The 23,223-nt window shown below is 52.8% G+C and carries 24 protein-coding genes and 1 other RNA gene; 11 read left to right on the forward strand and 14 right to left on the reverse strand.

Annotated features, from left to right (window positions below; genetic code table 11):
- Window position 1: 1 nt before the first annotated feature.
- Together ssrS and AZF00_RS16620 are read left to right on the forward strand one after the other, a co-directional pair.
- A non-coding RNA gene (ssrS, locus tag AZF00_RS16615) (6S RNA) lies at window positions 2-182 on the forward strand.
- Between the two features lie 71 nt (window positions 183-253).
- The gene (locus AZF00_RS16620; RefSeq protein WP_062384292.1) at window positions 254-871 is read left to right on the forward strand and encodes a 5-formyltetrahydrofolate cyclo-ligase; all 618 of its coding nucleotides are present in this window, start codon (window positions 254-256) and stop codon (window positions 869-871) included.
- A 9-nt stretch (window positions 872-880) separates the two neighbouring features.
- Here AZF00_RS16620 and ilvA read toward each other — a convergent pair whose 3' ends face one another.
- Window positions 881-2,398: a threonine ammonia-lyase, biosynthetic gene (ilvA, locus tag AZF00_RS16625; protein WP_062384294.1), complete on the reverse strand. Its 1,518-nt coding sequence runs from the start codon at window positions 2,396-2,398 to the stop codon at window positions 881-883.
- Window positions 2,399-2,639: 241 nt separating this feature from the next.
- Between ilvA and rpiA the strand changes: the two genes are divergently transcribed.
- Entirely contained in the window at window positions 2,640-3,311 is a 672-nt protein-coding gene (gene rpiA, locus AZF00_RS16630; protein ID WP_062384297.1) for a ribose-5-phosphate isomerase RpiA, read from the forward strand.
- Between the two features lie 81 nt (window positions 3,312-3,392).
- Here rpiA and AZF00_RS16635 read toward each other — a convergent pair whose 3' ends face one another.
- Window positions 3,393-4,058, reverse strand: coding sequence for a fumarylacetoacetate hydrolase family protein (locus tag AZF00_RS16635; RefSeq protein WP_062384300.1), 666 nt, complete (start codon window positions 4,056-4,058; stop codon window positions 3,393-3,395).
- Window positions 4,059-4,073: 15 nt separating this feature from the next.
- Window positions 4,074-5,483 (reverse strand): D-2-hydroxyglutarate dehydrogenase, encoded by a 1,410-nt coding sequence (locus AZF00_RS16640; RefSeq protein WP_062384890.1) that lies wholly within the window; start codon window positions 5,481-5,483, stop codon window positions 4,074-4,076.
- Between the two features lie 92 nt (window positions 5,484-5,575).
- On the opposite strand from AZF00_RS16640, the gene serA reads away from it, so the two are divergent.
- Together serA and AZF00_RS16650 are read left to right on the forward strand one after the other, a co-directional pair.
- The gene (gene serA / locus AZF00_RS16645; protein ID WP_008252348.1) at window positions 5,576-6,802 is read left to right on the forward strand and encodes a phosphoglycerate dehydrogenase; all 1,227 of its coding nucleotides are present in this window, start codon (window positions 5,576-5,578) and stop codon (window positions 6,800-6,802) included.
- A gap of 47 nt (window positions 6,803-6,849) precedes the next feature.
- Complete coding sequence (locus AZF00_RS16650; protein ID WP_062384304.1) at window positions 6,850-7,221, forward strand: hypothetical protein; 372 nt, start codon at window positions 6,850-6,852, stop codon at window positions 7,219-7,221.
- A 155-nt stretch (window positions 7,222-7,376) separates the two neighbouring features.
- Here the strand turns inward: AZF00_RS16650 and AZF00_RS16655 are convergent, their stop codons facing one another.
- Both AZF00_RS16655 and AZF00_RS16660 read right to left on the reverse strand, forming a co-directional pair.
- On the reverse strand, window positions 7,377-8,321 hold the full coding sequence (locus AZF00_RS16655; RefSeq protein WP_062384307.1) for an alpha/beta hydrolase: 945 nt from the start codon (window positions 8,319-8,321) through the stop codon (window positions 7,377-7,379).
- A gap of 16 nt (window positions 8,322-8,337) precedes the next feature.
- Window positions 8,338-9,108, reverse strand: a complete 771-nt coding sequence (locus tag AZF00_RS16660; protein ID WP_062384310.1) for an SDR family NAD(P)-dependent oxidoreductase — start codon at window positions 9,106-9,108, stop codon at window positions 8,338-8,340.
- Between the two features lie 247 nt (window positions 9,109-9,355).
- Here AZF00_RS16660 and AZF00_RS16665 point away from each other — a divergent pair, with 247 nt between their 5' ends.
- The gene (locus tag AZF00_RS16665) at window positions 9,356-9,745 is read left to right on the forward strand and encodes a hypothetical protein (protein ID WP_062384313.1); all 390 of its coding nucleotides are present in this window, start codon (window positions 9,356-9,358) and stop codon (window positions 9,743-9,745) included.
- Between the two features lie 35 nt (window positions 9,746-9,780).
- On the opposite strand, the gene AZF00_RS16670 is transcribed toward AZF00_RS16665, so the two are convergent.
- Window positions 9,781-10,587, reverse strand: coding sequence for a hypothetical protein (locus tag AZF00_RS16670; RefSeq protein ID WP_156474872.1), 807 nt, complete (start codon window positions 10,585-10,587; stop codon window positions 9,781-9,783).
- Between the two features lie 323 nt (window positions 10,588-10,910).
- On the opposite strand from AZF00_RS16670, the gene mscL reads away from it, so the two are divergent.
- Window positions 10,911-11,363 (forward strand): large-conductance mechanosensitive channel protein MscL, encoded by a 453-nt coding sequence (gene mscL, locus AZF00_RS16675; RefSeq protein WP_062384319.1) that lies wholly within the window; start codon window positions 10,911-10,913, stop codon window positions 11,361-11,363.
- An 18-nt stretch (window positions 11,364-11,381) separates the two neighbouring features.
- Here the strand turns inward: mscL and AZF00_RS16680 are convergent, their stop codons facing one another.
- Together AZF00_RS16680 and AZF00_RS16685 are read right to left on the reverse strand one after the other, a co-directional pair.
- A complete protein-coding gene (locus AZF00_RS16680; protein WP_062384322.1) occupies window positions 11,382-11,930 on the reverse strand; it encodes a hypothetical protein in 549 nt (182 codons plus the stop codon).
- Window positions 11,931-11,971: 41 nt separating this feature from the next.
- Window positions 11,972-12,511 (reverse strand): DUF924 family protein, encoded by a 540-nt coding sequence (locus AZF00_RS16685; RefSeq protein ID WP_008252357.1) that lies wholly within the window; start codon window positions 12,509-12,511, stop codon window positions 11,972-11,974.
- Window positions 12,512-12,659: 148 nt separating this feature from the next.
- On the opposite strand from AZF00_RS16685, the gene AZF00_RS16690 reads away from it, so the two are divergent.
- The 3 genes from AZF00_RS16690 to dxs all read left to right on the forward strand — a co-directional run bounded on the left by AZF00_RS16690 (window position 12,660) and on the right by dxs (window position 15,822).
- Window positions 12,660-12,893, forward strand: a complete 234-nt coding sequence (locus AZF00_RS16690; RefSeq protein ID WP_008252358.1) for an exodeoxyribonuclease VII small subunit — start codon at window positions 12,660-12,662, stop codon at window positions 12,891-12,893.
- Between the two features lie 3 nt (window positions 12,894-12,896).
- Window positions 12,897-13,814 carry a polyprenyl synthetase family protein gene (locus tag AZF00_RS16695; RefSeq protein WP_008252359.1) on the forward strand — a complete coding sequence of 306 codons (918 nt, stop codon included), beginning with the start codon at window positions 12,897-12,899 and terminating at the stop codon, window positions 13,812-13,814.
- An 82-nt stretch (window positions 13,815-13,896) separates the two neighbouring features.
- Complete coding sequence (dxs, locus tag AZF00_RS16700) at window positions 13,897-15,822, forward strand: 1-deoxy-D-xylulose-5-phosphate synthase (protein WP_008252360.1); 1,926 nt, start codon at window positions 13,897-13,899, stop codon at window positions 15,820-15,822.
- A 31-nt stretch (window positions 15,823-15,853) separates the two neighbouring features.
- Here the strand turns inward: dxs and AZF00_RS16705 are convergent, their stop codons facing one another.
- From AZF00_RS16705 to AZF00_RS16715, 3 genes are all read right to left on the reverse strand, one after another.
- On the reverse strand, window positions 15,854-18,148 hold the full coding sequence (locus AZF00_RS16705) for a TcfC E-set like domain-containing protein (protein ID WP_008252361.1): 2,295 nt from the start codon (window positions 18,146-18,148) through the stop codon (window positions 15,854-15,856).
- Window positions 18,149-18,176: 28 nt separating this feature from the next.
- Window positions 18,177-18,632: a hypothetical protein gene (locus tag AZF00_RS19500; RefSeq protein ID WP_197465678.1), complete on the reverse strand. Its 456-nt coding sequence runs from the start codon at window positions 18,630-18,632 to the stop codon at window positions 18,177-18,179.
- Between the two features lie 193 nt (window positions 18,633-18,825).
- Window positions 18,826-19,368 carry a hypothetical protein gene (locus tag AZF00_RS16715; RefSeq protein ID WP_008252364.1) on the reverse strand — a complete coding sequence of 181 codons (543 nt, stop codon included), beginning with the start codon at window positions 19,366-19,368 and terminating at the stop codon, window positions 18,826-18,828.
- A 311-nt stretch (window positions 19,369-19,679) separates the two neighbouring features.
- Between AZF00_RS16715 and AZF00_RS16720 the strand changes: the two genes are divergently transcribed.
- Window positions 19,680-20,363: a fimbrial biogenesis chaperone gene (locus AZF00_RS16720; protein WP_062384325.1), complete on the forward strand. Its 684-nt coding sequence runs from the start codon at window positions 19,680-19,682 to the stop codon at window positions 20,361-20,363.
- A gap of 47 nt (window positions 20,364-20,410) precedes the next feature.
- On the opposite strand, the gene ribA is transcribed toward AZF00_RS16720, so the two are convergent.
- The 3 genes from ribA to thiE all read right to left on the reverse strand — a co-directional run bounded on the left by ribA (window position 20,411) and on the right by thiE (window position 23,195).
- Window positions 20,411-20,995, reverse strand: a complete 585-nt coding sequence (gene ribA, locus AZF00_RS16725; protein WP_008252369.1) for a GTP cyclohydrolase II — start codon at window positions 20,993-20,995, stop codon at window positions 20,411-20,413.
- A 74-nt stretch (window positions 20,996-21,069) separates the two neighbouring features.
- On the reverse strand, window positions 21,070-21,711 hold the full coding sequence (locus AZF00_RS16730) for a retropepsin-like aspartic protease family protein (protein WP_008252371.1): 642 nt from the start codon (window positions 21,709-21,711) through the stop codon (window positions 21,070-21,072).
- Window positions 21,708-23,195: a thiamine phosphate synthase gene (gene thiE, locus AZF00_RS16735; protein WP_008252373.1), complete on the reverse strand. Its 1,488-nt coding sequence runs from the start codon at window positions 23,193-23,195 to the stop codon at window positions 21,708-21,710. Before thiE ends, AZF00_RS16730 begins: the two co-directional genes overlap by 4 nt.
- Window positions 23,196-23,223: the final 28 nt, after the last annotated feature.

The following is a 23,223-nucleotide window of genomic DNA, read 5'->3' on the forward strand; positions in this document are numbered from 1 at the left end:
CACCACCCTGGGATATTTGCTAGGCCGTCTAGACCCCTGAGCCGATGCTTTTATACCCGGAGCGCTTTAGCCGAGATCTGTGTGCATGTCCGCTTGTCGGAAAGCCTAACGATCTCGCGGAGTGCTCCACCTTGAACCGCTGGGTTCAAGGGCCACGCGGCCAGCGGTATCTTGGGGCTTTTACGACACTCCTCGCATTCTCTCAATCTTAAACACTTATCAAGACTAGACCTTCTGACGCTATAATGGCTTCATGAACTCAGCGCTTAAAAACCAGCTACGCCAAAGCCTCAGAGCACGCCGTCGGCAAATTTTGCCCGACCAGCAGCACTTGGCTGCCCAGCAATTAATGCGGCGCGTCATCAAACTCAGCGCCTACCGACGCGCCAGTCATATCGCCGCTTACACGGCCAGTGATGGCGAAATTTCGCCAGAATACCTATTGCGCCACGCGGGCCTGCAGAAAAAGCGCTGTTATTTACCACGCATTCATTTAGGTGGCGCGGGCCAAAAACGTATGAGCTTTCAGCGCTACTACCCGCGGCAAACCCTGCGGCAAAATCGCTATGGGATTGGCGAACCCGCCGGCCTGCGCTATTGCGCTATCGCGCCGGCGCAATTAGACATTGTATTGCTTCCCTTGGCGGGTTTTGACAAAAACGGCGGGCGACTAGGTATGGGGGGTGGCTTTTACGACCGCTGTTTTGCCTTTAAAAAGCGCAGCGCGCAGCAAAAGCCATTATTGATTGGCATCGCCCATCACTGCCAAGAGGTCTCGGCACTGCCAGTAGACAACTGGGATATCGGCTTAGACATGATTATTACCGACCGCGCGGTGATCATTCCTAAGCGCGGCCGGGGTAAAGCCTAGCAGCGCGCCTCAGCTCAAAAACAATTTATACGCTGGGTTGTCGCTTTCTTCGTTATAGGGATAAGCCAGCTGATCGAGGAAGGCCTCTATTTCCTTGCGCTCCGCTTTTGTTGCCTGCAAACCGACCAACACCCGACCATAGGCCGCACCGTGGTTGCGATAGTGGAATAGCGAGATATTCCAGCGATTGCCCAGCTTGGTCAGAAAATTCATCAACGCACCGGGCCGTTCCGGAAATTCAAATCGGTACAGCAACTCATTTTCAATCGCAGCAGGGCGATGACCACCCACCATATGACGAATATGAAGTTTGGCCATTTCGTTGTCGGTGAAGTCTGCCACCGGATAATCTAACTGCTGTAGCGCCGCCACGAGCTCATTGCGATCTCCACCACCGGCGGCCACCGACACCCCAACAAAAATTTGAGCATCGCGATCATCGCTATAGCGGTAATTAAATTCAGTGATGTTGCGTCGCCCTAATGCCGCGCAGAACTTCTTAAAACTGCCCGCCCGCTCAGGAATGGTAACGCTGAGAATGGCCTCGCGCTGCTCGCCAATCTCGGTGCGCTCGGCAATATAACGCAGGCGATCAAAATTGGTATTGGCGCCGCTGTCGATAGCCAGCAGCGTTTGACCGCTGCAGTCATTCTCTTCAACGTATTTCTTCAAACCCGCCAATGCCAACGCGCCCGCAGGCTCGGCTATAGAGCGTGTGTCGTCAAAAATATCTTTTATTGCCGCGCAAATCTCATCGGTAGTTGCGGTCATGCAACCATCGATGGTTTTGCGCAATACCCGAAAGGTTTCCTTGCCGATTTGCGCCACCGCAACACCGTCGGCAAATATACCGACCTCGGGCAATGTCACCCGCCGACCTTTTTCCATGGCCAGCTTTAAACAGGCGGCGTCCTCAGGTTCAACGGCAATCACTTTGACTTCGGGGCGTACATATTTGATATACGCCGCCACACCAGCCGCCAAGCCACCGCCGCCAACGGGCACAAACACCACATCTAAGGGGCCAGTTACCTGACGCAAAATTTCCATGCCCACCGTGCCCTGGCCAGCGATGACCTCTGGGTCATCGTAGGGATGGACGTAAACCATGCCTTTTTCTTCAACCAGCTTTTTAGCTAAGATTGACGCCTCATCAAAGGTATCTCCATGTAAAACCACTTTGCCGCCACGGGAGCGCACCGCATCCACTTTTATTTGCGGTGTGGTTTTGGGCATAACGATAGTGGCCTTTACGCCGAGCTTTAATGCCGCCAAGGCCAAACCCTGAGCGTGATTACCCGCCGAGGCTGCCACCACGCCCTTGCGGCGATCCTCCTCGCTGAGGCTAATCATTTTGTTATAGGCGCCGCGCAATTTAAAAGAGAATACTGGCTGTAAGTCTTCGCGCTTAAGCAATACATTATTGGCCAAGCGCTTGCTCAGCAGCGGCATTTCATCCACGGGCGATTCAATGGCCACGTCGTAGACACGAGCTTTGAGGATTTTCTTTATATAGCTTTGGGGCATCGCTTTACGCAGTCTCCATTAACACGCCAGCCGTGGCTGCAACGCTAAAATTCCAGCGGGCAAGTCTACCGCGTCTCAAGCCAAAGCGCAGCATTAGCCGCCATCCACCCAGCCCAAGTAATCCAGCTTTATAGTAACCATCGAAATCACCCATCTGAAATCCACCTCGCAATTAACCGCTGCAAATTTTATAATCACGGACTAAGGATCTCTCGCAGCAACGCCACAACAAGGGCCAACCATGACACAAGATGAGCTAAAACTCGCGGTAGCTCAAGCCGCGATCGACCACATCAAGCCCGCTATTCTAGATGGCGAAATCATCGGTGTTGGCACCGGCTCTACCGCCAATTTCTTTATTGACCTGCTTGCTGATTTCAAAAATGAACTCAAGGGCACCGTTGCCAGCTCCGAAGCCTCGGCCCAGCGCTTGCGTAAACACGGCATTGAAGTACTGGAGTTAAACAGCTGCGGCACCATTGCGGTCTACGTTGACGGCGCCGACGAGACGAATGAACGCCTCGAGCTAATCAAAGGTGGCGGCGCCGCCCTGACCCGCGAGAAAATCGTCGCCGCGGCTAGCAAGCAGTTCATTTGCATCGCCGACGGCAGCAAGCTGGTTGACCGCCTAGGCGCCTTCCCCCTACCCGTAGAAGTCATCCCCATGGCCCGCAGCTACGTGGCGCGGGAACTGGTTAAACTCGGCGGCAATCCGGTCTACCGCGAAGGCGTGATCACCGACAACGGTAATATCATTTTAGATGTTTACGACTTTATGATTGCCACCCCGCAAAAAACCGAAGAGCAGATCAATAATATTACCGGCGTGGTGACTAATGGTTTGTTTGCCTGCCGGCCTGCGGATGTGTTGTTGCTGGGAACGGCAGAAGGCGTGAAAACCCTTACCGCTTAATGCTGGACGGGAGACGGAAAACGCAAAGGCAGCGTACTGCTTTTATCTTAGCGTTTACCATCTCCCGTCAAGCGTCTCCCGCTAAAGAACAACCGTCTCTACCTTCAGCAATCCTTCCAACTCACACAGCAAATGATCACCACTGCACAGCGGCCCGACCCCTGCGGGGGTACCGGTTAGCACGACATCGCCGGGCATTAAGCTAAAGTTGTGACTGATTTCGCTGAGCAGGGTTTCGACTGAGAACAGCATATCGGCGCAGCTGCCTTGTTGTTGCACGCCGCCATTGCGCGTTAAGCGCAACTTTAACGAAGCAAAATCCAAGTCTTGCTCAAAGGGAATGAACGCCGACAGCGGGCTAGCGCCATCGAAGGCTTTGGCGCGCTCCCAGGGTTGGCCTTTCTTTTTTAACTCGCTCTGCAAATCCCGCAGAGTGAGATCCAGCGCTAAACCAATTCCCGCAATCGCAGCGCGGCACTCACTAGGCGCGGCCTTGCTCAAAGGCTGAGCAATGAGCAAAGCTAATTCCAGCTCGTGATGACAGCTGCCATCGCCAGCGGGTAATTCCAAGGGTTCAGCCATAGCCACCATGGCAGTGGCGGGTTTAATGAATAGCAGCGGTGTGTCAGGGATCTCGTTACCCAGCTCTTTAGCGTGCTCGGCGTAGTTGCGACCAACACAGACCTGCTTGCCCGGCGCGGCGGCAAATTCACTGCCGTCGATAAAGTGGTGACGATACAAATTCATTACAGCCGCTCCGCCTTAGTCGAATATTTTGCCGGGGTTCATCAGCCCTTTCGGGTCGAATATCTGCTTCACTTGGCGCATCAAGGAAATTTCTGTCTCTGAGCGCGAGTAAGTCAAATAATCTTTCTTCAACAAGCCCACTCCGTGCTCTGCCGACACGCTGCCGCCAAATTTCTCAACAATTTCAAACACCCCAACACTGACCGTGGCGCACTGGGCGAAGAAGGTTTCTTTATCCAAGTCATCTGGTTTAAGAATATTCAGGTGCAAGTTACCGTCGCCGATATGGCCGAACCAAATAATTTCAAAATCGGGGTACTGCGCAGTTACCAGCTTCTCGACGGCCTCAAGGAAATCCGGCACCTTTGAAATCACGGTGGAAATATCGTTTTTATAGGGCGTCCACTTAGAGATCGTCTCGGAAATATCCTCGCGCAGGCGCCACAAATTTTTAAGCTGCTCTATGCTTTGGCTCATCACGCCGTCGCTAACCCAACCCTCTTCCACGCAGGCTTCAAACAGGGCCATAGCCTGCGCCTCAACCTCATCGTTAAGGCACTCGAATTCCAGCAGCGCGTAATACGGGCAGACCGACTCAAAGGGCCGAGGCACTTTGCTGTGGGCCACCACTTTTTGCAGGGCTTGCTCGGAGAAGAACTCAAAGGCGGTCAGGTCCATCTCAGCCTGAAAGCGATTAAACAAATTCATAATGCCGTTAAAATCTTCCACACCCAAGACAAAGGCAGTGAGATTTTTGGGCTGACGGGTCAGCTGCATGGTAGCCTCAACAATCAGCCCCAAGGTGCCCTCTGCGCCAATAAAGAGTTGCCGAAGGTCGTAGCCCGCGTTGTTTTTCAGCAGACCGCGATTCAATTCCAACAAATCGCCATTGCCGGTAATCACTTTTAAACCCGCTACCCAGTCGCGGGTCATGCCGTAGCGAATAACCTTAATACCGCCGGCATTGGTGGCGATGTTGCCGCCAATCTGCGAAGAACCCGCCGAGGCGAAGTCTACTGGGTAAAACAGGCCGCGATCTTCCGCGAAGCCCTGTAACTGCTCGGTGATCACGCCAGCTTGGCAAACCACGGTGCGATCAATGGGATCGAAGTCGCTGATATGACTCATATAATCGAATGACACCACCACTTCGCCGTTAGCGGCAACAGCGCCACCACTCAAACCGGTGCGGCCGCCCGAGGGCACAACGGCAAACTCTAGGGTATTAGCCAGTTTAACAATGGCCTGCACCTCGGCCACCGTGCGAGGGAAAACCACCGCCAAGGGGGCTGGAGTGTGGACTTTGGTCCAGTCGCGACCGTGGCTGAGCAGGATTTCAGCATCGCTGCGGACCTTGTCCTCGCCCACAATGGCTTGTAAGTCTTTAATTACGCTAGCAGAGGACGGTATTTGGCTCGCCGACATGGTAAAAATGCCTCTCAGAATCGCACTTGGGAAAGTGTAATATGATAACATACTGCGCTTTCACTTTACCTCAGAGTGGGGCTAGCAAATTCATGGCAAAAACATCCCTCGACAAAGCCAAAATCAAATTCCTGCTATTGGAAGGACTTCACCAGTCCGCTGTCGATGCCCTACACGCGGCCGGCTATACCAATATCGACTACTACCAAAAGGCCCTGCCCGACGAAGAGTTGAAGCAAAAAATTGCTGACGCCCATTTTGTTGGCATTCGCTCGCGCACCCAGCTCACCGCTGAAGTGCTAGATGAAGCGAAAAAACTGATTGCGGTAGGTTGTTTTTGCATAGGCACCAACCAAGTTGACCTGCAAGCCGCCACCGAGCGTGGTATTGCGGTATTCAATGCCCCCTTCTCGAACACCCGCTCAGTTGCCGAGCTGGTTATTGCCGAAGCGATTCTGCTAATGCGTGGCCTAGCCGAGAAAAACGCCGCCGCCCACCGCGGCGAGTGGATGAAAACCGCGGTTGGCTCCTACGAAATCCGCGGCAAGCGCCTTGGTATTATCGGCTACGGCTCAATTGGCATGCAGTTATCTGTTATCGCCGAAAGCCTAGGCATGGAAGTGTGCTTTACCGACGTGGTCAATAAACTGCCACTAGGCAATGCCAGCCAAGTCAGCATGGGCGAACTGCTGGCAACTTCTGACATCGTCACCCTGCACGTGCCAGAAACCGTATCTACCCAGATGATGATGGGCGCAGATCAGTTTGCCCAAATGAAAACTGGCGCGATTCTAATTAACGCGGCCCGTGGCACCGTGGTCGACATCGACGCGCTCGTTAACGCCCTACGCGACAACAAGCTCGCTGGCGCCGCCATTGACGTATTCCCCGAAGAGCCACGCAGCAATAATGACGAGTTCATCTCGCCGCTGCGCGAGTTCGACAATGTGTTTTTAACACCCCATGTTGGCGGATCGACTGTTGAAGCCCAGCTGAATATCGGCATGGAAGTCGCCGATAAGCTGGTGAAATACTCAGACAACGGCACCAGCACCTCCTCAGTTAACTTCCCTGAAGTGGCGCTACCGGCTCACCCCGGCAAGCACCGTATTCTGCACATTCACCACAATGTGCCGGGCATACTCAGCGCGATTAACCTGATCTTTTCGGAGAACAACATCAATATCGCCAGCCAATACCTGCAAACCAGCGAAAAAGTTGGTTACGTAGTTATCGATATAGATGAAGCCTCTAGCGAATTTGCGGTAGAGAAATTGCTCGACGTGAAAGGCACTATTCGCTGCCGCGTATTGTTCTAAACCACCTGTCGCGTTAAGCGACAGAAACTGCAAGGGCAACGCCATTTATGTCTGATATTTTAAACGCCGAACTCGCCGCGCTGCTCGATAAACGCGCACTGGTCGGTATAAGCTATTACGATATCAATGGCGACACCCTTCAGCAGCGCATGCTCGCTGGCACCGTGGTGCGGGTAACCGCCAATGACGGCATTACCCTGCGCCAGAGTGACGAACAAGAATTCACCATTCCCTCCTCAACTGCGCCTTGGTTTATTGCCCCCGCGGGTAATTACAAAACTGGCGACGGCGAAGCAGTTAACAACCCAGATTACCTAGTAACGTGGGATGTGCATCGCTGCCAAGACATGGACAAACCGGAAGGCGAGCACCAGTGGTGGGAATGGGTGGCGAATACCACGCCGCCGTCGGTGGGTTGAGTTGCGGGAGGCGCTAGACGGGAGATGGGAGATGGGAGACGCTTAATAGCATTCGCTGCGCTCACATGGATACCTTCCTACGAAGGTATGACTCCGAATTTTCGTAACGCGTCGCTATTTTTTGCGTTTACCGTCTCCCGTCAAGCATTCAGCGCCTAAAAGTAATCATCACAGGCCTGCCACAGCTGCTCCCGATACACTTCGCTCTCTTTTGCTAAATGGTGATGTGCGCCAGGCACAAACACCACTTTGGCATTCGGAAACTTCTGCTTTATGCGCGGCAGATTATAGCGCCACTCGACGGTTTCATCGGCATCGCCCTGCAATATTAAGACCGAGCTATTGACCGGCGCTTGCTTGAGAAACCACGGCTGCCATTTTTTCAGGGCGCCCACCCAACTAATCGGCAAGGTTCTGGCCTGTAAGGGGTCGCGCTCGCGGAGAAATTCCAAAAACGCCTGATCATCGGAGTTGTCGGCAAATTTACGGGGCAAGCTGTGAATAAAATACTTCAATACGGCGTGAGCGGGTTTGCCCCACCACCAATCGCAGGGCTTTAACAACGGCGCCATTAATACCACTCGGTCAAAATCACCTTCGCCGCCACTAAGCAAATGCGACATGAGCACGGCGCAGCCGGTACTCTGCGCGAGACCGACACGTCGCGCTGGCAGGCCGAAATTGGCGACCACCGTAAAAGCATCGTTCAGCACTTGGCGGTAACGCATAAAATCGTCAATCGCCGCAGCTTCCCCGCTAGACAAACCATGGCCCGGCATATCGTAGGCCACCACCGAGTAACCATGTTTTAAAAAATAATTAATTACGTTGTCGAATAAACCAACATGATCGTAGTAACCATGGTAGACAAAAGCGGTGCTGTGGGCGTTGGGCAGCAAAAAAACCTGCATAGCAATGCGTTCACCGGCACTGTCAAAGCCACCGATCAAATGCCTCAGACCACTATATTCTCGCCGAAAATCAATGCCATAATAGGCGCTGTAATTCTCCGCCCAAGACAGGTTGGCAATGTCAGCGTCAATCCTTATATCAGGCAACGCAGGAATGGCTTGGCGTTCTAGCTTGGGCGACCACAGCATTATGACAACACTCTTCTTATTTAAATTTTTCGGCAGAAGCACATAGTGCCTGATGAGCCAATTGACGACCATCATCACCAGGAACACAGATAACAGCGTCATTATCGCTATAGAGTTCGCCCAAACTGAACGCCACAAGCGCCTCTGCCGTCCACCACATATCCTCAGGCACAGCACTATTATCTACACCGGTCAGCGACTTTCGCAGATGAAATTCACTACGCGTATAACTAGGGCATAAGCACTGCACTTTTACTCCATCGCGACGCACTTCTAATTGCAATGCCTCTGAGTAAGCATTAAGAAATGCCTTGCTAGCGCCGTATACCGCCGAATTTTTTAACGGAAAAAAACTACCCAGTGATGACACATTAATAATTCGACCGCCGCCGTTTTCCTTCATATAGGGCAAGGCTGCACGGCACAATGCCAAGGTAGCATTGCAGTGCAAATTCACCATAGCCTGCTGCTCGTCCAGACCGGCTTCGGCAAAACGACCAAGAGTGCCAAAGCCCGCATTATTAATCAGCAAGCTAATGGGGCCCTTCTGACGAATTGCTTCCATTACCCTCGCTACACCAATACTGCTGCTTAAATCTAGGGCGAGGCTATAAATCGTTAAACCATTTTGTTTAAGCCCCTCAGTCAGCGCAGCCAATTTGGCCTCATCGCGCCCTACCAGCACCATTGCCTTACAACGCGGCGCCAAGTGCTCGGCATAGGCCTTGCCAATACCTGCCGACGCACCAGTAATTAAGGCGATCTCTGTTCTCTGTTCAGTTGTCATTGCTACAGCCATTATATTTATTCACCACCGCAACAGCTGAGCCTACAATCTATACTCAGCACTGTTACAAACATTGTCTAATAAACGTCATTTTGCCCCTTATTGCGCCACGCGGATACCACTAGGCGATTACTAATTCGTAAGGCGCAAGTTCACCACGTAGCGGGGTAATATATCAGCTACTATATTCGCCACACCCTATAAGCAATGCGGTGCGCTGCAATACCTAAATCTAAAGAGAGTCCCCATGAGAAAATTTCTGATCTTTTTTGCCGCAGGCTGCCTAGGCGCTCTTGTGAATAGCCTGGCCATTTGGCTGCTTGGCGACCAAGGCATAACCACTCGCCTAGATATTGCCATTGCGCCCAATCTAACGCCAAGCTGGCTTTATCCACGCATTGTCTGGGGAGGAATTTGGGGTTTATTGTTTGTGCTACCGATGCTGACGTCCCGCCCACTTAGCAAAGGCTTAGTGCTGAGTCTATTCCCGACGGCCGTTCAACTACTCCTCATTTTCCCGCAAGCTCAGAAAGGTTTAGGCGGCCTAGAGCTGGGTCTATATACCCCAATCCTGGTGTTAGCCATCAATGGGGTCTGGGGAGTAACAACCGCACTCACGATCCGCTACGCCCGCTAACAGCGGCAGAGAAATCAGCCCGCACCGCCGCGACTTTATTTAGCGGCCTTTTTGGTCGCACCGCTGATTGCATCTGGCTCGGAGCCATCTAGCCCCGTAACGATGGCCTCGGCGCGCAGTACACATAATTTTGTAATCGACAGTAGCAACTCAATTTCATCGAGCATCGCCGCCTGATAACTCGCTATTATCGAGCGCCCCTGCGCTGTTGTCGCCGCACCGCCGCCCGCTGCCTCAATATAAGTATCAGCGGCAATTAACGCGCCAAATTGCTTCGTTTTCCAGTCGTCGAACATCGCGTTCCACGCCCTAATTTCAGTTTTTAACTCATAATCTCGGCGACTAACAAGCCGCTTATTCGCCTCAATAACAGCCGTATCCGTACAGGGCGTGTCACAGGGCGCCATGCTCCTACTGATCTCCAGCTGACTCCTACCAAAAGCCGCCTGTAGCCAACGCTTGCGCTTGCCTAACACCGCCTTAGGCGCGGCATCACCCTGGGCGTGCGCCAAGTAGTCAGCAAAACTGCGAGCCGCCGCCTGCACCTCAACGCTATCTGAAATACTAGTCGCTACGCTTATTGGGATGCTCGGTATTGTGCCGCCATTCAGTGTCGCAATTTTTGTGCGTTCAGCAGCCAAGGCCGCCGCTACGGCGACAAACTTGGCCTGCACTATTTCTCCATCGCTGACCCACGTAAGCGCCTCGGTGACATCCGCTGGCGGCCTTGGTACTGCACTGTACAGCTCAGAAAGTGGCGTCGCGGCATGGCCAACAATCGCGGCAAAACAGAGAGCTATCGCTAAAGCTCGACGTATAAGTAACCAAGATATCAACATCATTATTTGCTTTTCCAAAATCAACAGGGATGGCTTAACACCATACAAGCAAAAATGGAGCCTAGATTTACCCCAGACCTAAATTCACGCTAGCGCCTCGCCTACCAAGCCTTTGCAATCGGCTGGCCTGATTTACTAATCACAACACCATTGCCGCGCACCAAAGTAGGCCACAGAATCAACGACACTCTTCAAGAGAAGCGCCAAAATGGGCAGCGCCCTGCGCATTTGCTGGCATCGTCGGTAATTTACTTCTATAAATAAACTCGACCGCGGCGGAACAGCCGCGTTACACCAACTTGCAATTCACCAAGAGAGCCAAAGCTATGTTCACCGAATTTAAAAAATTTGCCATGCGCGGAAATGTTGTAGATATGGCCGTGGGTATTATTATCGGCGGCGCCTTTGGCACCATTGTCAAAAGCCTAGTTGCTGACGTGATTATGCCGCCCATCGGGCTATTACTCGGCGGGGTCAACTTTGCTGATTTATTTGTCATCTTAAAAGACGGCGCCGTTGCAGGCCCCTATGCCAATTTGGCGGCCGCCCAGGCTGCCGGGGCAGTGACCGTCAATTACGGGGTGTTTTTCAATGCGGTGTTCAGCTTTATAATTGTCGCATTCTCAGTTTTTATGCTGATTAAAAACATGAACAATATGCAAAAAGCGGAGGAGACTGCCCCCGCGGCACCGACCACCAAAGACTGCCCCCAATGCCTATCTAAAATTGCGATAAAAGCCAGCCGCTGCCCGCACTGTACCTCGACGCTAACGCCGTAGGAGATGCAGGGCGCTAGGCTAAGGCTGAGCATCAGCCATGGGTTTGTCCATTGGCATATTGAGTTTGCGCCAGACGTCCTTGCCCAAGGAAGCAATTATCTGCGCTTTGTTTGCCGCTAAAATTTCTCGTCTTGCGGTGTAAACCATGCCCGACTGAAGTTCAGCTTCCACCCCGGCCAAGACATAGAGGTGGCGCTGGGGGCTCACCGCTTTATCGAGCACGCTAATGCCTTTAAAGCGCGCCACTTGCGCCCAGTCGATACGATTAGTCACGGATAATTGCACGCTCTCCGGTAGTTCCGCCTGTAGTTCGGCGGCGGCGTGAGCATAAATTTTAGATACCACAGCGGTCATTGCGCTTTTGCCCGCCAAGCGGTTTTGCAATGAAATCGACGGCATCCGGCTTTTGTCGCCAACCGCCAAGAATCCGGCCCCCTCAAAATCACCTTCACCACACAGCCAATCTGGCGCTTGCCCGCGATCACTATCTGGGTAGCCACACTCGGCGTGTGCTGGCGCACTCACCACGAAACAAAATACTAAACACAGCGGCAATAATGCGCGCATTGATATCTCCATTTGCTTTGCACGGGCCAGAATCGGCGCGCTTAAAAAGATGAGCCTGCCGTTTTCAAAAAGGCGACTTCGGCGGCCGTCGATTCGCGACCTAAAATAGCATTGCGGTGGGGATAGCGGCCAAATTCGTTGATGATCTGCTGGTGCTTTATCGCAAAACGATAGTTATCAGCCAAACCCAGCCCCTCGTATAAGCGGAGCGAGGCATTTTGAATAGCCTCCGACTCGCTGTGCATATAAGGCATATACATAAACACCCGCTGCTGTTGACTCAAGTCTTCGTCGGCGCGCGCCCGAATTGCTTCTTGCGCTAAAATCAAGGCCTGGCCGTCGGCGGCAAACGCCTTGGCCTGATCGCGGTAGATATTGCGCGAAAACTGATCGAGTACGATGATTTCCGCCAAGCGGCCCAAGGCCTTATACCGCCAAGAATACAATTCGCCAGCAACAGCTGCCTGATGAACTCGACCAAATTGCTTGGCTATATATTGATCAAGATCTGGGTCTTTACGAAAATGCGCCGCGGCGGGTAGCTCATTGAACCAAAAATCGATTACTTTTTGAAAATGCATTAAACCCTTCGCCCATCCTAACGATTCATCAGCATACCTTAGCCCTCTTTAGGCAACCATAGTAAGTTCGCAATTACCCTCATCTCCCCGACACTGCTAGAATAGCCGAGCTCAATACGCAATCATCGCAATACTTAGGGAGCATGGCATGGCCAAGGCAAAAACAGTGAATTTTGAAACCGCCCTTGCTGAGCTGGAAAAGCTCGTGCAAAGCATGGAATCAGGGGATCTCAGTCTCGAACATTCATTAAAAGCCTTTGAAGATGGCATGCAATTAAGTCGAGACTGCCAGCAAGCCTTGGCCGACGCCGAGCAGAAAGTACAGCTGCTAATGAACAAAGACGGAGAAATCGTTAGTAAAACCCTCGTTGCGGAAGATTGATTAATGACCCCAGATTTCGCCAATTTCCTCGCGCACTGCCAACAACGTGTCCAGCAAGCACTGCCCAGCCTACTTGCTAATATCGGCAGCGAATATGCAGACGCAGATGCCAGCAGCAGCCTACAAAGGCTGGGTGAGGCCAGTATTTACAGCGTACTGAACGGCGGCAAACGAGTGCGGGCAAGTCTGGTATACGCCACAGCCCAGGCCCTCGGCCACGACAGCCGCGCCGGATTGAACGAGATTGCCAGCGCAATAGAAATGATCCACGCCTACTCCCTTGTTCACGACGATCTTCCCGCCATGGACGATGACGACTTACGCCGAGGCAAACCCACTTGCCATATTGCCTATGACGAAGCCACCGCAATATTGGTTGGCGACGCACTGCAAGCCCGCGCCTTTGAAGTTATTGCCACCCTGCCCGGTACAAATACCGAGGCCAAGCTCGCCTTAATTCAGCAATTAAGTGCCGCGGCGGGCCCCAGGGGCATGGTTGGCGGTCAAGCGATTGACCTCGCTGCCGTGAATCAGCAGCTGGATCTCGACGCGCTACAAACCATGCACCAATTAAAAACCGGCGCCTTAATCCGCGTCGCCATTGCGATGAGCGCCACCTGGTGCGAGGCTGACCAGCAGCAACTCACTGCGCTAGACCGCTACGGTAAAGCCATCGGCCTGTCCTTTCAGGTGCAAGACGACATTATCGACATCGAGAGTAATACCGAGACCTTAGGTAAAACGCAAGGCGCCGACCAAGCGCTAAACAAACCTACATTTCCAGCCTTGCTAGGTATAGACGGCGCTAAGCAGCTAGCGCAAGACCTCCATGCCGAAGCGCTACAAGCCTTGACGGGATTCGACGAGCGCGCCGCACCACTGCGGGATCTTTCCCACTACATCATTGCGCGCCAGCACTGATACGCAGGCCGCTTTAAATAGGTAAATCGCCGCAAATTCGTTTACAATCTCGACCTTTCATCGGTTCAGGGCCCCGCGCTTAATGTTTCAGGAAATTCCCCTTACAAGACCTGCCACGCCACTGCTCGATCGCATCGACAGCCCGGCAGACCTGCGCCGTCTCGACGAAGCTGAGCTAGCAACACTGGCCCTCCAGCTGCGGGAATTCCTGCTCTACACCGTAGGGCAAACCGGCGGCCATTTTGGCGCTGGACTCGGAGTGGTCGAGCTGACCGTTGCCCTGCACTATATTTACAACACGCCGGACGATCGCCTAGTTTGGGATGTTGGCCACCAGTGCTACCCCCACAAAATACTCACCGGTCGCCGTGAGCGAATGAACGGTATGCGCAAGGCCAAGGGCTTGGCAGGTTTCCCAAAGCGCGAAGAAAGCCCCTACGACACCTTTGGCGTGGGCCACTCCAGCACCAGTATTAGCGCCGCACTGGGCATGGCCATTGCCGCCCGCCAACAAAATATCGACCGCCACACCGTTGCAGTCATTGGCGACGGCGCGATGACCGCCGGCATGGCCTTTGAAGCCATCACTCACGCCACCCACACCGGCGCCAATATGCTGGTGATACTCAACGACAATCAAATGTCGATCTCAAAAAGCACCGGCGGGCTAAACACCTATTTTTCTAGAATGTGGGCTTCTAAAACCTACAACCAGATACGCTCTGGCGGCAAAACGGTGCTAAAGAAGTTCCCGCGCTCGGCAACGGATCTCGCCGCCCGACTCGAAGAATATATGAAGGGCATGGTATCGCCAGCCACCTTGTTTGAAGAGCTGGGATTCAACTATATCGGGCCTATTGATGGTCACGATCTCGATGTATTGGTGCCTACTCTGCGCAATTTGCGCGAGCTACCCGGCCCGCAAATGCTCCATATCCGCACCCAAAAGGGCAAGGGCTTCGGCCCTGCCGAAGAAGATCCTGTCGGTTTTCACGCCATCTCTAAAATCGAGCCAAAACCCAGCAACGGCCAAGCACCGATTGTGAAACCCACTCTAGCGAAATATCAGGATATTTTTGGTCGTTGGCTTTGCGACCAAGCCGAACAAAGCCCGGAGCTCGTCGCCATAACCCCGGCCATGTGCGAAGGCTCAGGAATGCTCGATTTTTCAGAGCGCTTTGCCGACCGCTTTTACGACGTTGCCATTGCCGAGCAACACGCCCTAACCTTGGCCGCAGGCATGGCCTGTGACGGCTTAAAGCCCGTTGTCGCGATTTACTCCACGTTTTTGCAGCGTGCCTACGACCAGCTAATTCACGATATTGCCCTGCAAAACCTCGACGTGACCTTTGGCATTGACCGCGCGGGACTCGTTGGTGAAGACGGCCCTACTCATGCGGGCGCCTTCGACCTCAGCTTTTTGCGCTGCATTCCAAACATGATCGTCATGGCACCTGCCGACGAAAACGAAACTCGGCAAATGTTACACACTGCCTACCATTACCCCGGACCAGCAGCGGTGCGCTACCCACGCGGCACGGGGCCGGGCGTAAGCATTGAACAAGACATGCAGCTGATGGAAATTGGTAAAGGTCGCATTCAGCGCCAAGGCCAAAAAATCGCCATTCTCAGCTTCGGCACCCTACTCGCTTCGGCGCTAAACGCCGCAGATGAGCTCGATGCCACCGTTGCCGATATGCGTTTTGTAAAACCCCTCGACACTGACTTAATTGACGCCTTAGCTGACGACCACGACCTTCTCGTCACCCTAGAGGAAAATGTCATTGCCGGTGGCGCCGGCAGCGCGGTAAGCGAATACCTAAATCAGCAAAATCGCTGGATGCCGGTGATGCAACTGGGCCTACCCGACGCGTTTATCGATCACGGCAAACACGCTCAACTACTCAGCGATATCGGCCTAGATACCCCGGGAATACTTGCCAGCATTCGTCAGCGGACAGCGCAAATAGCGATGTTTCAGGGCAATAGCGGCGGCGCGGCGGAATAATTATTATGGTGGCCAGCCAACACAACTGAAGTCACTGCCCTAGCGCACAATCGACATCACCCAAATCCACCACATCCTCTGCCATGATGGTGCCGAGCCTGATGGTGCAAAGGCTAATATTGCCGTTCAACACGCTTATTTCCTCACCCTCGTTGGCATCAAGCGTAAAATAGCCACCATTAGTCGTGCGGTCTCGCCCTCGACTACTGCGCAGCTCAATTTCAGCGCCGTTGGGTACATCCGCGATCATTACCCGGCCAAACACCGCCAAGAGCCCTTTAGCCTCCCAGCGCAAAATAGGGACATTGCCGGGATACAGAACAATTTCGCGCGCCGGATCACTAAATTCTACCGGCGCGCCGCCCAGCACGCGCAGCTGTATGTTGTAGCGGCGGTAATACTGCAGGGGAACAAAATACCGAGTCCCGATTGGCACGATAATACGGCGATCATTAATCGCGACCTCAATGGGATAATCACCTCGGCCACTAAGCTCTACCACAATACCGGCACGGCGACCGCCGCCAGCAAATACTTGGGCACCACCCTCGCCAAGTGAAATATTGCTCCGCAAAGCGAGATTCGCCTGACTTGCGCTAACCTCGCCGCGCTCTTGGGAGATCGCTACTGCGCCATCCACCACGCTGCCGTAGTAATCCAAACTCGCCCCCACATTTTCCCGCCCCCGCCCCTGCTCAGCGTCAAGCTCATAGCGTAAACGGCTGTTATCCCGATCGACTCGGCTACCGACAATACCAATATGCTGACTACTGCCGCTTGCCCGCCCGAGGTCTTGTTCTGCAGCAAACCACGCACTGTGTTTGTCGCCACGCAAATAATATCGGAGTGACAATTCACCACGAAAACCGAGATCGCGATCATGCCCCAGCGCCACACCAAGGACTAAATCTCGATAACGCGGAAATGGATAGGCACTCACACTCGCACCCAAGGACAGGCCTCGGCCCGCAGACGAGTCCCTATATAGGATCTGGCTACGCCCATGCCAGTTTTGGCCACTAAACCCATAACGTAAATTCAAGTGCTGCCCCGAATTCGCATCTCGCCGAAAATACTCTTCGCTGTATTCTCGATCAGCTTGGGAGCGATACCATTCCACACCAATATTTCCGAAGCGCACCGAGGACCACTGCCACGTTAAGGCATAGGCAACATAACCGTCGTCACCCGCGTGCACGGCCAGTGCGCCGTCGCCTACCGCAGAGAACCATTGATAACTGCCCTGCAAGGCCTGCCAGTTTAGGGTAGCGTAACTCTGCACCGCCACATACCGGTCGTCGCGCCAGCGGTGGCCAAAACTAAAGCGCATGACCTCTCCGTTTTCGCGCAAAGAAAAATCCTCTGGCGCCGAGGCAACACCAAAATCAAAACCGTAATAACTTTCACCCGGCGCCGGTAATTGGTTTGATTTAACAAAGAATCGCTCCTCGTCTAAAATCACCTCTCCATGAGCATAGGCGCGAATCCGAAGCATATAAGCGCCCTCGGGCAAACGCTCAACATCAAGCTCGCGACTGCCTGCTTCGTATTGCTGGGAGCTAAGTAGGCGGCCATTACGCAACACATCAACTCGACAGTCGGCGGGCAAATACACCTCAAGGGAGGAGCCGCCGAGCTGCTTGAGGTCCAGCCGCAGGTCGCTAGTACTGTTTACACTCAAGCCGGTGATAAGCGCCCCCTGCATAAGAAAATCGCCGCTAATATCAAAGCGCCCCGCGCGCAAACGCTCCCCGCCTAAGTCATTGATAAAATTTAATTCTCGGGTATAGATACCACTACCTGACGAAAACAAACCACCATTCCAGAGCAACCGCCGATTGCCCGCACTCAGCACCTGCTCACTACTAAAATGCCAGTTCTCTCGGGCATCAGCGGCCTGTAATTGGCTTTGGTTATAGAGCAAATCCACCGCCGCAAGATAAGACAGGCTGTGATCCGCAGGCGGTAAATAGGGCTCAGTCGCGATTTTTTGAATAACGAGCGCGGCGGGGTTTAAATAGATTTGTGCACGAAAATTAAGGCGGTCAAAACGTAATTTAACCACCTCATCGTCACTGAAACAGCTTTTTACCGTCAACGACGAACAGTGTTCTGCATCCTGATACGCAATAGGAGCAGCAAAATAACGAGACACCAATTCAGGCTGGTACACAGAGGGCAAACCCTGGACAAACTCTCCAGGAAAGCTAAACAGAATACTGTCTTCGTCAAACTCGGCGAGGGACGACGCCACCAGCGTTTGCCCAAAATAGACGTCAACATAACTCAATTCACGGGCAGCGAGAGTCGGCGTCGCTAGCAACATAACCCCTGCCACACCGACTAAATACCCCCTACTCCGCAGCCACCACCAGCACCAGGGTGTCTGCGTAGCGGCCAACCACCCCTTTTTGTAATGCCTTGCTGTCGACATGCACCGCCAGCTTGGTGGGGCGCGCTTGCGCATTGGCGTCACTGCAACTGGATGATGCCGCTGCCGCCGCCAAACCCGACACCAATTGCCCATGCACCAGACTACGCTGATTCGAATCCGCGTCAGTCCATTGCACAGAGTAAACAATATGCACGTCATTTGGGCCAAGCAGCGTAAAATCGCCTGCCACAGGATTGGTAGATAGCGCCGTTAACGAATAAACGCGACTACTGGACCACACGCAAATGTCTTGCTCACCATCCAAATCATCCTTGCCAGACCAATAACCTAATGGCATATCATCCATTTGACTAATACGGACTAACTGCGGAACCACAATACTTACTGTAGATTGGGCGCTGCTTTCCGCTGCCACAGCGGTGCCCAGCGCGCAATAGAGCGCCAGGTAAAAAACGAAACACCGCTTACAAGTAAATATCGGCATGGTGCGCAAACAACCTCACACATCGAAACTCTTACCAAGATATTAGACGAGAAATTCCGAGTTTGCGTAGAAGTCAGCGGCGCGCGGCAAATTTGCCATGCGCCGCCAATCCTGTGATTTGCGCTTACTCCGCAACCACAAATAAAGTAACGGTGCCGGTGTAGTTATCGGCGATTGCCGCCTCTAAATCAGCCTCAAGAATACTGACCGCCAACGTCGAGGTCTCGTCGTTGGCGCCATTACAATTCGCGCTTTTTGACACCGCACTCAGATTGCTCACCTTTTGACCCGCCACAATAGGAATCGCCGCATCTGAGCCATTAGTCCATTCCACAGAGAACGGAATTGTCGTCTCAGTTGCCTCACCATTGCTCACGCCAAAGGCATTGCCCGCGAGGCTTCCGGTTGCTGTCAGGCTGTATTGGCGCAGTGTAGACCACACACAGATACCACTTGCGCTACCACTCTGGTTACCTGTGCTCCAAGTACCAAGGTCAATATCGGAAAGATTAGTAATCTGAATTTTACCAGGAACATTGGTAGAGACTTCAGCGCTACCCGTTGAATCTGCGCCTTTGCTACCGTCGGACGCTGCGAACGCAGCGCTAGAAATACCACACAAGAAAACAAATGCTAATTTACTAGACAAGCTTGAGACATTTACCATTTCCGCAATCCCCATAGTGAGTACAGTGCCAGAGCACACGCTCTGTCACCTGATTGAGTAATGTAAATGCCCTCCTTCATTGGCCACGCTTTACCCTGACGCAGCCCCCTCTTCTTTAGAAGTCGAAATCCTTTTCTAAACAAGCGCGACGATTATTATTTGACTAGGGGGCATTGTCAATCATGTGTGTAATTATTTGTTGAGCTTTGCAATTTTAGCCTTCAAGATATTTAACTTATTATTTTAAATTAAAGGCATCGTCCAATTTACTCCTCGCGGATGGACGGAGGCACTTCACATAAGGACATGGCGTGAAGCATATTCTTTTTATTTTTCTATTCATCGGCCTAGCAAACTCTGGGCAAGCGCAAATTACGGTAGACCGCAATATTATTGATCTAAGCGCTGGTGCCCGCCGCGCCGACATCAATGTGAGCAATACCGGGAAAAATACTGAAACCGTTGATATTTCACTTTTCGCCATCATTGACCCCGGCCTAGACAGCGAGCAGCGCCACAGTCCAGAAAACCCCCGTGAATTAGGCGTGCTTGCCACCCCACGACAATTCACTTTAGCGCAAGGGCAAAGCCGAAAAGTAAGAATTTCTTTTTTAAAAACGGCGACGGTAAAAGACGGTATTTATCGAATGCGGGTAACACCCAGAAGTGAATCAAGCGGCAATAGCAAGCCAGCCGGCACCGCCGTCAGCATTGCTATTGCCTATGAGCTTTTGCTGATTTTACGCCCCCCCAAACCCGATGCCCGCCTGCTGGCTCACCGGGATCAAAAATCACTTACCGTGAACAATCCCGGCAACAGCAATGTGATGCTATTTGATGGCAAGCAATGCAATAAACTTGGCGAAGCCTGCCAGCAGTTGGCGGGCAAACGTATTTACAGCGGAGCAGGCCATGTCTTCGCATTACCCTACCCAGATACACCAGTCAGATTTATGCTCGACGACGGCAGCAATACCCGCGGAGTGGAGTATTAAAACAGGTATCAGCTACGCTGAACCCGCTTCCAGCATTAGCGCAAATTTTAAAACAAATGCCCCAGCTTACCCGACTTAGTCGCGAGGTATTTGGCATTATGGGGGTTCTGGCCGGTTTGCAGAGGAAGCCGCTCAACCACGTCAACACCCTGATCGGTAAGGGCTTTGACCTTACGCGGATTGTTAGTCATCAGGCGAACTTTAGTGATTTTCAGGTGTTCACACATAACGGCCAATAAACTGTAATCGCGCATATCGGCACCAAAACCAAGCTGCTCGTTCGCCTCAACAGTATCTGCACCGGCATCTTGCAATTTGTATGCGCGAATTTTATTCACCAAACCAATACCGCGACCTTCTTGGCGCAAATAAAACAATGCGCCACGCCCTTCAGTGGCAATAGCCTCAAGCGCTGCACGCAGCTGCGAGCCGCAGTCACAACGCATACTAAATAGGGCATCACCTGTTAAACACTCGGAGTGCACCCGCGCCAGCACAGGTTCACCGTCGCCTACATCACCAAGCGTAAGCACGACATGTTCCTTACTGTTTTCTGTGTCCTCAAAGCCATGTATATCAAACACGCCCCAGGGGGTGGGAAGCTTAGAGGATTCTATAAAACTAACCGCCACGGGTATCTCCACGAGCAAAACCGGTCGCGCATTTTACCAGCAGGATGCTCCCGAGGCGACCATTGTTGGCGTATTCAGTGATGACGAGGGGTCAGAGTCAGAATATTATTGTATTCCTGCAGGTTTACATGCTCTAAAAAGCTCATTCCTAGCAGTACTACGTGGGGGTAGTGACCTTCGATAACGACCGCATTGACATGGGGAACGGCAATCTCACCCAGCTGCACTTTATTCAGTGTTACGGCGTAGCCATCGCTCATTCCGCTCGCGGTAGCAACGACGGTCGGCACGCCCTGCTTATAGGCAACCCCCAGCCGCAGCGCCTCTTGAGAACTCATTGCCAAAATTGTCGCGCCAGTATCTATAAGCGCATCAACCCCACGGCCATTGATACTGATCTTCATCCGGTATTCATTGCGGCTATTTTTACGCAGTACCACGGTGGTAATCGGCGTTTGCTCATAAATCGCCCCCACCTGCTTATTCAAACCGAGCACCTGCCGCTGCCCCCCTATCTCGACCACAGCCTGCATTGGGGTCGCCGAGATCAAGTGCACACCCGAGGAGTCTCGCTGGCCATTGCGCAGCAATTGCCGACGACCATCGATTTCGAATAAGGCCGCTTTATCAAACAAACCTCGCACCACGATATTCGCCGGCTCAGACCAGGCGAGGGCAGCAAAAAACAGCAGCGCACCTGCAAGTACAAATTTCATTGCGACGGAGCGCCGTCGATCATCGCCATAAGCTCCGCGACAACGGCCTCAGGGTTTTCAGCTTGCGTAATAGCACTGATCATTGCGATGCTTTTTACCCCGGTAAGCAAGACTTCCTTGGCCCGCTTTATGTCGATTCCGCCAATCGCAGTCAGTGTGTAATTATCCCCCAAAACCCCCACCCAACGCCGTAACTGCATCAAGCCTTGGGGACTGTAGGGCATGTCTTTGCTCGTGGTCCGGTACACCGGCCCAATTGCAATATAACTGGGCTGCAAACCATGCGCCCTCGCTACCTCATAATAAGTGTGGGTACTCACACCCAATCGTAAGCCAGCGCTGGCAATTGCCTCAATATCGGCAATATCCAGATCCTCTTGCCCCAAGTGAACCCCGTAGGCTCCCTCCGCAATGGCCAGCTGCCAAAAATCATTGATAAATACTCTGGCGCTATATTCCCGGCCAAGTGCCACCGCGCGCGCCACTTCCTTGCGAAGCGCCTCGCCCTGGAGGCCTTTAACCCTTAACTGGATAGTTTTTACCCCACAGGCCAATAAACGTTTAATCCAATCGGCGCTATCGACTACGGGGTATAAACCAAGCTCCCCCTCGCATGAAGGAAATACCGGCCGAGGCCCGCTTTGCGGGAGGCGTCGACTCAGACTCGGAAAATCAATTAATTGCTGAGGCCACCCAACATGGGCAACAGGACCCGGCCCGCCTCCTAGCTGCACCCCCATCCGCAAACCCTGACTAACATAGGCTTTAGCAATCACTAATGCATCTGGCAAGGCATAGCCACGCGCTAAGCTTGCGGCAATGGCTGACGACAAGGTACAACCGGTACCATGGGTATTTAAGGTATCCACATTGGCACCACTGAGCCAAAACCCGTCGATACCGTCGGTCCAATAATCATGGCGCTGGTTATTGCGGGCAGTAAGATGACCGCCCTTAATCAGCACCGCACGGGCGCCGAGCGCGACAATATCGGCCGCCGCGCGCTCAACATCATCTAAGCCTTTGATCCGACGATTTAATATCGACTCCGCTTCGCTTAAATTGGGCGTCAGCAAATCGCAGCGCGGCAGGAGCTTTTCGATTAAACAGGCACTAAGGTTTCCATCCGTTAAGTCGCCACCGGTACTTGAGCTCAGCACCGGATCGCAAACAACAAAACCGCGGTAGCTATCCAGGTACTTCGCCACCATGCCGACCACACCTTCGTCAGCGAGCATACCGAGCTTGATGACGTCAGCCTGCAAATCACTGTCTAGCGCGTTAATTTGCGCTGCCAAGGTCCGCCGCGGTGTGACAGAAACATGACCAACAGCAAAACTATTCTGCGCAGTAATGGCCGTAATAACCGTACAGCCGTGCACACCAAAGTCATGAAATGTCGCTAAATCAGCCTGAATGCCTGCACCACCACCAGAATCGGAACCCGCGATACTCCACACAATTGGTTTTTTACGACTGGCCATAATTTCTCAATATTTTTTGTCAACTAAC

The sequence above is a fragment of the Zhongshania aliphaticivorans genome, assembly GCF_001586255.1.
GTDB classification, from domain to species: Bacteria; Pseudomonadota; Gammaproteobacteria; order Pseudomonadales; family Spongiibacteraceae; genus Spongiibacter; species Spongiibacter aliphaticivorans.